This window comes from Luteibacter sp. KNZ12-1A (assembly GCF_056755675.1).
Map to the genome: position 1 here is coordinate 17,501 of NZ_JBPGXU010000051.1, position 10,084 is coordinate 27,584.

Here is a 10,084-nt window from a genome sequence, read left to right on the forward strand (position 1 = left end):
AGAATCCCAAGGCGCTTGAGAGAACTCGGGTGAAGGAACTAGGCAAAATGGCACCGTAACTTCGGGAGAAGGTGCGCCTCTTGGTGTGGTCACGTGCGTGACTGAGCATCGAGGGGTCGCAGTAACCTGGCCGCTGCGACTGTTTATCAAAAACACAGCACTCTGCAAACACGAAAGTGGACGTATAGGGTGTGACGCCTGCCCGGTGCTGGAAGGTTAATTGATGGGGTCAGCCGCAAGGCGAAGCTCTTGATCGAAGCCCCAGTAAACGGCGGCCGTAACTATAACGGTCCTAAGGTAGCGAAATTCCTTGTCGGGTAAGTTCCGACCTGCACGAATGGCGTAACGACAGCGGCGCTGTCTCCACCCGAGACTCAGTGAAATTGAAATCGCTGTGAAGATGCAGCGTTCCCGCGGCAAGACGGAAAGACCCCGTGAACCTTTACTATAGCTTTACACTGAACGTTGAGTTCTTCTGTGTAGGATAGGTGGGAGGCTATGAAACCGAGACGCTAGTTTCGGTGGAGCCATCCTTGAAATACCACCCTGAAGTGCTTGACGTTCTAACCTAGGTCCGTAATCCGGATCGGGGACCGTGTATGGTGGGTAGTTTGACTGGGGCGGTCTCCTCCCAAAGAGTAACGGAGGAGCACGAAGGTACGCTCAGCGCGGTCGGACATCGCGCACTGTGTGCAAAGGCATAAGCGTGCTTGACTGCGAGATCGACGGATCAAGCAGGTACGAAAGTAGGTCTTAGTGATCCGGTGGTTCTGTATGGAAGGGCCATCGCTCAACGGATAAAAGGTACTCCGGGGATAACAGGCTGATACCGCCCAAGAGTTCATATCGACGGCGGTGTTTGGCACCTCGATGTCGGCTCATCACATCCTGGGGCTGTAGCCGGTCCCAAGGGTATGGCTGTTCGCCATTTAAAGTGGTACGCGAGCTGGGTTCAGAACGTCGTGAGACAGTTCGGTCCCTATCTGTCGTGGGCGTTGGAGATTTGAGGGGGGCTGCTCCTAGTACGAGAGGACCGGAGTGGACGTTCCGCTGGTGTTCGGGTTGTCATGCCCATGGCATTGCCCGGTAGCTACGAACGGAAGTGATAACCGCTGAAAGCATCTAAGCGGGAAGCACGCCCCAAGATGAGATCTCCCGAGAGCTTGACTCTCCTTAAGGCACCATCAAGACTAGGTGGTTGATAGGCGCGGTGTGGAAGTGCAGCAATGCATTGAGCTTACGCGTACTAATGAGCCGTGAGGCTTGACCATATAACCCCAAGACGCTTCACCGTCTTTATCTCTTACTCGCGGTTCGATGAAAACCCGGACGCTTGTCACTCGTTTACACCCTCTGTGGAGCCGGCGCATCTGCGCTGCTCCCACCCCTTCCCTGGCGGCTATAGCGGCGTGGTCCCACCTGATCCCATCCCGAACTCAGAAGTGAAACGCGCATGCGCCGATGGTAGTGTGGCTCAAGCCATGCAAGAGTAGGTCACCGCCAGGGGCTTTATCCCAAAAACCCGTCACGAGCTATCGTGGCGGGTTTTTTCTTTGCCGGTGTGGGAGCCGACCCTGTCGGCGATCCCGCGGCAGCGGGCCAGTCCACCCCACCCACCCATCGCCGACACGGTCGGCTCCCACCCGCGCTAGCGCGACTCCCACCAGGGCCACCCACCAGAGGACATCAGTGCCCGGAGCTGGACGGCCCCACCGGAACGCTGTATTCGCGCCTGCGGCATGACACTCGCGTGGCAACGCGTCATCATGCTCAAGCGACATGTAGCAATGGGAACGATCGATGGATCCACGACTCAATCGGCGACAGGAAGAACTGATCGCCATCGTCCAGCGGGAAGGCTTCGTCGGTGTCGACGAACTGGCCACGCATTTCGACGTGGCCCCGCAGACGATCCGTCGCGATCTCAATCTCCTGGCCGATGGAGGCCTCATCCGCCGTTATCATGGCGGCGTGAGCGCGTCCTCGTCGAGCGTCGAGAACGTCGCCTATGCCGCACGCCAGTCGCTGCAGACCGCGGAGAAGAACCGCATCGCCACGGCGATCGCGAAATCGATCCCCGACGGCTCCTCGCTCTTCATCAACCTGGGTACGACCAATGAAGGCGTCGGCCGCGCGTTGCTCGAGCATCGCGACCTGCGCGTCATCACCAACAATCTCAACATCGCGATCCTGCTCAGCGACAATCCCACGTTCGAGGTGATCGTCGCGGGCGGCGTCGTCCGTGGACGCGATCACGGGGTGACGGGCGAGGCCACGATCGAACTCATCCGCCAGTTCAAGGTCGACTTCGGCATCATCGGTATCTCCGGCATCGAACTCGACGGCACGCTGCTGGATTTCGATTTCCACGAAGTCCGTGTCGCCCAGGCGATCATCGAACATTCCCGCCAGGTCTTCCTGGGTGCCGACCACAGCAAGATCGGCCGCAACGCCATGGTCCGCCTCGGCGACTTCTCACGCGTGGATGCATGGTTTACCGATCGGCAGCCGCCGGACGCCTTGTTGCCCGTCCTGGAAGCCGCCGGCACCCAGCTGCATATCGCGGAAGCCTGAGGGCGATACAGCCCCATCCACAGCCTCCATCCGATCCCGATATCCCGGACTACGCTGCACTGCAGCGTGCGATGTTCGTTTGTGTTCGAATATGCTCATTTCCACGCAGGCGAAGCCTGACTGATCCGTGAAATGTTCGTAAGCGCAAATGATCCCGCGCGTCGCAAGTTAAAACGAACATACCCGAGCGTAGGGTTTCACCCTTCAGCAGGCCTCGCCTCCCGATAAGCGGAGTTCCCGATGGTCGAGCAGGTCGATGTTTTGGTGGTCGGTGGTGGCGTCAACGGCGTCGGCATCGCCCGTGATGCTGCGGGGCGCGGGCTGAGTGTCTGGCTTTGCGAGCGCGACGATCTCGCCGCGCATACCTCCAGTGCCAGCACCAAGCTGATCCACGGCGGTTTGCGGTATCTGGAGCAATTCGAATTCGCCCTCGTGGGCAAGGCGCTCGCCGAGCGCGAAGTGCTGCTTCGTGCCGCGCCGCACATCATCTGGCCACTGCGCTTCGTCCTGCCGCACCAGCCACATCTGCGTCCGGCGTGGATGATCCGCCTGGGATTGTTCCTTTACGACCACCTGGGCCGTGGACGCCGCACGCTACCGGGATCGCGCCGCGTGCGTTTCGGCAAGCACGTCACCGGCGAGCCCCTGCGCGCTGACTTCAGCGTCGGGTTCGTCTATTCCGATGCCTGGGTGCAGGACGCCCGCCTGGTCGTCCTCAACGCGATGGATGCCGCGCGACGAGGCGTGCACATCGAGACCCACACGCGCTGCGTCAGCGCCCGACGCGACGGCGAGGGTTGGACCGCGGAACTCGAAGCCCGCGACGGCAGCCGCCACTTCGTAAAGGCCCGGGCGCTCGTGAACGCCGCCGGCCCGTGGGCCGCCAGCTTTCTCGACGACGTGGCCCATGTGAAGCACCAGCACTCGCTGCGCCTGATCAAGGGCAGTCACATCGTGGTGCCGAAGATCTTCGAACACCGCTACGCCTACATCTTCCAGCAGCCCGACCGCCGCATCGTCTTCGCCATCCCCTACGAGCGCGACTTCACCCTGATCGGCACGACGGACATTGAGTACAAGGACGACCCTTCGCATCCGACGATCACGGCAGAGGAAACGAGCTATCTCTGCGATGCGGCGAACCGCTACTTCAAGAAGCAGTTGACGCCGAACGACGTGGTCTGGAGCTATAGCGGCGTGCGTCCACTCCTGCAGGACGAAGCGGGCAGCGCCTCCGAAGTCACGCGCGACTACCTGCTGGACATCGACCAGAACGGTCCGCCGCTGCTGAACGTCTTCGGCGGCAAGCTGACCACCTACCGGAAGCTGTCCGAAGAGGCCGTGGACAAGCTCGCCCCGTTGCTGGGCAACCACCAGCCGGCCTGGACCGCCGACGCCCGCCCGCTTCCAGGCGGCGGCGAACGCGATATCGACGAGTTGCTCGCCGATATCCGCGCGTCGCGTCCCTGGCTGCCCGAAACCTTCGCCTGGCGGCTCGTGCATAGCTACGGCACCCGGGCCCGCGACCTGCTGGGCGAGGCCGATGGCCTGGACGCCCTGGGCGAACATTTCGGCGCGGATCTCTACCAGGCGGAAGTCGACTACCTCGTGCGCCATGAATGGGCCACCGAGGCCGAGGACATCCTCTGGCGTCGAAGCAAGCTCGGCCTGCGGGTCACCCCGCCGGATGTCCAACGCCTTTCCGATTACCTGTCCACGAAGCGCTGAGGCGCCACGGGGGCATTTCCAAGACGCGTGCCGTACTGCTGACCGGCCCGCGCCCCACAACACATAGGAGTACTCAGCATGTCGGTCTACCTGAGTGAGTTCCTCGGAACCATGGTGATGATCCTGTTAGGCGATGGCGTCGTCGCCGGCGTGCTGCTGAAGGATTCGAAGGCGGAGAACGCGGGTTGGGGCGTGATCACCTGGGCCTGGGGCCTCGCCGTCCTCATGGGCATCTTCGTCGCCGCGAAAAGCGGTGCCCACATGAATCCCGCGATCACGCTGGCGATGGCCTCCATCGGCAAGCTCTCGTGGTCGCTCGTTCCTGGCTATATCGCTGCGCAGATGGCGGGTGCCTTTACCGGCGCGGTGTTGGTCTACCTCGCCTACCTGGCTCACTGGCGAGGCACCGCCGATCCGGCCAAGAAGCTCGGCATCTTCTGCACGATTCCGGCGATCCGTTCGATCCCGGCCAACCTGGTCACCGAGGTCATTGGCACGTTCGTGTTGGTGTATTGCGTGCTCGCCATCGGCAGCAACGATCTTTCCAAGGGCCTGGCCCCGATCGCCGTCGCGCTGCTCGTGGTGGTGATCGGCATGTGCCTGGGTGGCCCCACCGGCTATGCGATCAATCCCGCGCGTGACTTCGGTCCCCGTCTTGCACACGCGCTGCTGCCCATCCCTGGCAAGGGCGGTTCCGACTTCGCCTATGCGCCCGTGCCCATCGTCGGTTCGATCATCGGCGCCTTGCTCGCCGCCTTCGCCTATACCGCCCTCGCGGCCTGACTCGAGGATTCATCGTGACCACCAAGAAGAAATACATCCTGGCCATCGACCAGGGCACCACCAGCTCGCGCACGATCCTGTTCGACCATGACGGCAACATCGCCGGCACCGCCCAGCGGGAATTTCCGCAGATATTCCCGCAGCCGGGCTGGGTCGAGCACAATCCGCGCGAGATCATGACCAGCGTGCTCTCGACCATGACCGAGGTCATCAGCAGCTCGCAGATCGACCCCGCCTGCATCGAGGGCATCGGCATCACCAACCAGCGCGAGACCGCGGTGGTATGGGACAAGCACACGGGCCAGCCGATCTACAACGCGATCGTCTGGCAGTCGCGTCAGACCGCCGAGATCTGCGACAAGCTCAAGGCCGACGGTTACGACGAAATGGTCCGCGAGAAGACCGGCCTGCTGATCGACGCCTACTTCGCCGGTACCAAGGTGCGCTGGATCCTCGACCATGTGGAAGGCGCACAGGCGAAGGCCGAGGCGGGCGACCTGCTGTTCGGCACCATCGACACCTGGGTGATCTGGAACCTCACCGGCGGCAAGGTGCACGTCACCGACTACACGAATGCCTCGCGCACGCTGATGTACGACATCTACAAGCGCGAGTGGGACGACGAGTTGCTGAAGATGCTCAACGTGCCGCGCGCGATGCTGCCGGAGGTGAAATCCTCCAGCGAGATCTACGGCAACACGCAGGCGAAGCAGTTCTTCGGCCGCGAGGTGCCGATCGCCGGCATCGCGGGCGACCAGCAGGCGGCATTGTTCGGCCAGGCATGCTTCGAGCAGGGCATGGCGAAGAACACCTACGGCACGGGCTGCTTCATGCTGATGAACACCGGCGAGAAGGCCGTGCGCTCGAAGACCGGCCTGCTCACCACCATCGCCTGGGGTGTCGACGGAAAGGTGGAGTACGCGCTGGAAGGCAGCATCTTCGTCGCCGGTTCCGTGATCCAGTGGCTGCGGGATGGCCTGCGCATGCTGGGCAAGGCTTCCGACTCGCAGGCCTATGCGGAGCGTGCCAAGGACAATGACGGTGTGTACTTCGTCCCGGCGTTCGTAGGTCTTGGCGCGCCTTACTGGAGAAGCGACGTGCGCGGCGCCGTGTTCGGCTTGTCGCGCGGTACGACCAAGGAGCAGTTCATTCGCGCCGCGCTGGAGTCGATGGCGTACCAGACACGCGACGTGCTCGAAGCGATGCAGACCGATTCCGGCATCCAGCTGAAGGAGCTGCGTGCGGACGGTGGCGCCATCGCCAACGACTTCATGGCGCAGTTCCAGGCCGACATCCTCGACGTGACGCTGTTGCGTCCGAAAGTGCAGGAAACCACGGCGCAAGGTGCCGCGTATCTCGCCGGCCTGGCGGTGGGCTTCTGGAAGGACAAGAAGGAAATCGCCACGCGCTGGGCGGTCGACCGTGAGTTCAAGCCGCAGATGACGAAGGAACGTCGCGACGACTTGTATGAAGGTTGGCAGCAGGCGGTGAGCGCGACGATGGGCTTCAAGCCGCGCAATTAGTTCGGGCCGGCCTGGTGGGAGCGAACCGCGATTGAACTTGCAGCAACCTGGTGGGAGCCGACCTTGTCGGCGATCCCGCGGCAGCGGGCCAGGTCGAAGCGAGCACCCATCGCCGACGAAGTCGGCTCCCACCAGGTCGGGGCAAGCATCCATCGCCGACAAGGTCGGCTCCCACCGGGCTGCGGAACACCGGGTGGTTGGTGCCGATGAGGTCGGCGCCAATGAAAAGGGGCGGCGCAATGATGCGCCGCCCCTTTTTTCATGCGTTTCGCGAACGGATCAGGCCAGCGCGTAGCCGAACTGGTCCTTGAATTCCGTGGCGAACTGCTCGTACGTGAAGTACTGGTTCTGCGTGCCCGGATGCTCGACCTTCAGCGCGCCCATGAGCGATGCCATCTTGCCGACGGTCGGCCAGTCGTAGCCCTTCATGATGCCGAAGATGAGGCCGGCGCGATAAGCGTCGCCGCAGCCGGTGGGATCGACCACCTTGTGCTCGCGTGCCGGCGGCACTTCGAGCGTTTCGCCTTTCACGTGGATCAGCGAGCCGCGCGGTCCCAGCGTCACGATGTACGCATCGACCTTCGACGCGATGTCCGCCGCGGTCCAGCCGGTGCGCTGCTGCAACAGCTGCGACTCGTAGTCGTTGACGATGACATAGGTTGACTTCTCGATCATCGAACGGAACTCGTCGCCGGTGAACAGCGGCATCGCCTGGCCCGGATCGAAGATGAAGGGTACGCCGCGCGCGGCGAATTCATCGACATGCTGCAACATCGCGTCGCGGCCGTCCGGCGCGACGATGCCGAACTCGCAGTGCTTGATGTCGCGCACGTGGTTCTCGTGCGCGCTAGACATCGCGCCCGGATGGAAGGCGGTGATCTGGTTGTTGTCCAGGTCGGTGGTGATGAAGCACTGCGGGGTGAACTGGTCATCGAACTGGCGCACACCGTCGAGGCGGATGCCGAACTTCTCCAGGTGCGCGCGGTACGGCGCGAAATCCTGGCCGACCGTCGCCACCGGCATCGGCTCGCCGCCGAGCAACTTCAGGTTGTAGGCGATATTGCCCGCGCAACCGCCGAACTCGCGGCGCATGGCCGGCACCAGGAACGACACGTTCAGGATGTGCACCTGATCCGGGATGATGTGGTTCTTGAACTGGTCCTGGAAGACCATGATCGTGTCGTAGGCGAGCGATCCGCAGATAACGGCAGTCATGCGTTGGGTGACCCTGGAGGATGGTAAGTGGCGCGGCCATGAAGGGCCGCCGCGAACGCCGCCCGCGACGGGTCCGGCAAACCTGCGGATCGTACCCAAATTCAGGCCCCGAGGCGACCTCCGTCGAGCCGGCGTTCCTCCCGCCCGGGACGGGGTTCCGCTCGCATCACCCGGAGTTACAAGGCTTTCTTAACGTATGCGCCCTTGCGTGGGGGAGGGCGCCAATCTAGACTCGCACGCTTACTTTTTCCCGCTATGGGCGCCCGCCGCATCATGTTTAAGAAGTTCCGCGGACTTTTCTCGAACGACATCTCCATCGATCTCGGCACGGCGAATACGCTTATTTATGTGCGTGGGCAGGGCATTGTCCTCAACGAACCCTCGGTCGTGGCGATCCGCCAGGACCGTGGCCCCGGTGGCCCCCGCGCCGTCGCGGCCGTGGGTGGCGACGCCAAGCGCATGCTCGGCCGCACGCCGGGCAACATCGCCACCGTCCGCCCGATGAAGGACGGCGTCATCGCCGACTTCACCATGACCGAGGCGATGCTCCAGCACTTCATCAAGCAGGTGCACCGCTCGCGCATGCTGCGGCCCAGCCCGCGCGTGCTGGTCTGCGTGCCCTGCGGCTCCACCCAGGTGGAGCGCCGCGCCATCAAGGAATCGGCCGAAGGCGCCGGCGCCCGTGACGTCTTCCTGATCGAGGAGCCCATGGCGGCCGCGATCGGCGCCGGCATCCCGGTGCACGAGGCCCGCGGCTCGATGGTCCTGGATATCGGCGGCGGTACCTCGGAAGTGGCCGTCATCTCGTTGAACGGCATCGTCTATTCGCAGTCGGTCCGCGTCGGCGGCGACCGCTTCGACGAAGCCATCATCAACTACGTGCGGCGCAACCACGGCACGCTGATCGGCGAGTCCACCGCCGAGCGGATCAAGCTCGAGATCGGCTGCGCCTTCCCGCAGAGCGAGGTCCGCGAGATCGAGATCTCCGGCCGCAACCTGGCCGAGGGCGTGCCGCGCATGTTCACGATCAACTCCAACGAGGTGCTGGAAGCCCTGCACGAGCCGCTGTCCGGCATCGTGGCCGCGGTGAAGGCGGCGCTGGAACAGACCCCGCCGGAGCTCTGCTCCGACGTGGCCGAGCGCGGCATCGTGCTCACCGGCGGTGGCGCCCTGCTGCGCGATCTGGATCGCCTGATCTCCGAGGAAACCGGCCTGCACGTGCAGGTGGCCGACGACCCGCTCACCTGCGTGGCGCGTGGCGGCGGCAAGGCCCTGGAGATGATCGACCAGCACGGCAGCGACTTCTTCGCGTTCGAATGATGGCCGCGCGCGCGGCGCTTTGGCCGGAGCGCGCTGATCCATGGCCCTGAATCGCGACGACACGTCGCCGCTGTTCGCGCCCGGCGTGGCGGGGACACTGCGTCTCATCGTCTACCTGGCGCTCGCCTGCGTGCTGATGGTGCTCGACCACCGTGGCGGCTGGCTGGGCAACGTCCGCTACGGCCTGTCGCTCGTGGTCGAGCCCGTCTATCGCATCGCCGGCCTGCCGTCGCAGGGATTCCAGGCGGCGACGGTGGCGTTCGCCGACCGCCAGCGCCTCACCGAGCAGAACCAGCGCCTGCGCGAGGACCTGCTCCTGGCCAACGCCAAGCTCAACCGCATGGCGTCCGTGGCCGAGCAGAACCAGCGCCTGAAGGAACTGCTGGATACCCAGCACAGCCTTTCGCTCAACGTGCAGCTCGCGCGCCTGATCGGCGTCGACCTGGGTAGCTTCCGTCACCGCATCGTGCTCAACGTGGGCGCCCGCGACAAGGTCCAGCCGGGCCAGGTCGTGATCGATGCGCGCGGCGTCATGGGCCAGATCGTCGAGGTGATGCCCACCACCTCGGTCGCCATGCTGATCACCGATCCCAACCACGCGATTCCCGTGACCGTCGAACGCACCGGCCTGCGGACCATCGCCTACGGCTCGCGCACGGGCGATTCACTCACGTTGCCCAATATCCCCGTCTCCGCCGACGTGCAGGCGGGCGACAAGCTGGTCACGTCCGGCCTGGGTGGCCGCTTCCCGCCGGGCTTTCCCGTGGGCGAGATCCGCGACGTGGCACAGACGCCCTCCGGCACCTTCCTTTCCGCGCAGGCGAAACCAGCCGCCGACCTGGATCGCAGCGAGGACGTCCTGTTGCTGCACTGGCTGCTGGTGAACTCGCCGGAGAAGATGGTCCACGAGATCATGGCGCCCGACGTGAACACGTTCCGTC

Annotated in this window: 7 protein-coding genes and 2 rRNA genes (1 of these 9 only partly in view); 8 read left to right on the top strand and 1 reads right to left on the bottom strand. The window is 63.8% G+C overall.

Annotation, left to right across the window (positions count from 1 at the left end; all coding sequences use genetic code 11):
• The 6 genes from ACR9ZJ_RS11710 to glpK all read left to right on the top strand — a co-directional run.
• A 23S ribosomal RNA gene (locus ACR9ZJ_RS11710) occupies positions 1-1,271 on the top strand; it begins 1,614 nt to the left of the window's first position.
• Between the two features lie 120 nt (positions 1,272-1,391).
• Positions 1,392-1,506, top strand: a 5S ribosomal RNA gene (rrf, locus tag ACR9ZJ_RS11715).
• Positions 1,507-1,800: 294 nt separating this feature from the next.
• Positions 1,801-2,574, top strand: a complete 774-nt coding sequence (locus ACR9ZJ_RS11720) for a DeoR family transcriptional regulator (protein WP_481287844.1) — start codon at positions 1,801-1,803, stop codon at positions 2,572-2,574.
• Between the two features lie 240 nt (positions 2,575-2,814).
• Positions 2,815-4,302: a glycerol-3-phosphate dehydrogenase gene (glpD, locus tag ACR9ZJ_RS11725; protein ID WP_481282508.1), complete on the top strand. Its 1,488-nt coding sequence runs from the start codon at positions 2,815-2,817 to the stop codon at positions 4,300-4,302.
• 78 nt (positions 4,303-4,380) lie between these two features.
• Entirely contained in the window at positions 4,381-5,085 is a 705-nt protein-coding gene (locus ACR9ZJ_RS11730) for an MIP/aquaporin family protein (RefSeq protein WP_481282509.1), read from the top strand.
• Positions 5,086-5,099: 14 nt separating this feature from the next.
• Entirely contained in the window at positions 5,100-6,608 is a 1,509-nt protein-coding gene (glpK, locus tag ACR9ZJ_RS11735) for a glycerol kinase GlpK (protein ID WP_481282510.1), read from the top strand.
• A 279-nt stretch (positions 6,609-6,887) separates the two neighbouring features.
• On the opposite strand, the gene ACR9ZJ_RS11740 is transcribed toward glpK, so the two are convergent.
• A complete protein-coding gene (locus ACR9ZJ_RS11740; RefSeq protein WP_481282511.1) occupies positions 6,888-7,823 on the bottom strand; it encodes a carbohydrate kinase family protein in 936 nt (311 codons plus the stop codon).
• A gap of 273 nt (positions 7,824-8,096) precedes the next feature.
• On the opposite strand from ACR9ZJ_RS11740, the gene ACR9ZJ_RS11745 reads away from it, so the two are divergent.
• The gene (locus ACR9ZJ_RS11745) at positions 8,097-9,143 is read left to right on the top strand and encodes a rod shape-determining protein (RefSeq protein WP_072322142.1); all 1,047 of its coding nucleotides are present in this window, start codon (positions 8,097-8,099) and stop codon (positions 9,141-9,143) included.
• A 40-nt stretch (positions 9,144-9,183) separates the two neighbouring features.
• Positions 9,184-10,084: rod shape-determining protein MreC (gene mreC / locus ACR9ZJ_RS11750; protein WP_481287845.1), on the top strand; the 901-nt coding region annotated here is incomplete at its 3' end.

Coding starts and splice junctions, on each gene's coding strand:
- ACR9ZJ_RS11720 (WP_481287844.1), top strand. CDS start 1,801: ATGGATCCACGACTCAATCGGCGACAGGAAGAACTGATCGCCATCGTC.
- glpD (WP_481282508.1), top strand. CDS start 2,815: ATGGTCGAGCAGGTCGATGTTTTGGTGGTCGGTGGTGGCGTCAACGGC.
- ACR9ZJ_RS11730 (WP_481282509.1), top strand. CDS start 4,381: ATGTCGGTCTACCTGAGTGAGTTCCTCGGAACCATGGTGATGATCCTG.
- ACR9ZJ_RS11740 (WP_481282511.1), bottom strand. CDS start 7,823: ATGACTGCCGTTATCTGCGGATCGCTCGCCTACGACACGATCATGGTC.
- ACR9ZJ_RS11745 (WP_072322142.1), top strand. CDS start 8,097: ATGTTTAAGAAGTTCCGCGGACTTTTCTCGAACGACATCTCCATCGAT.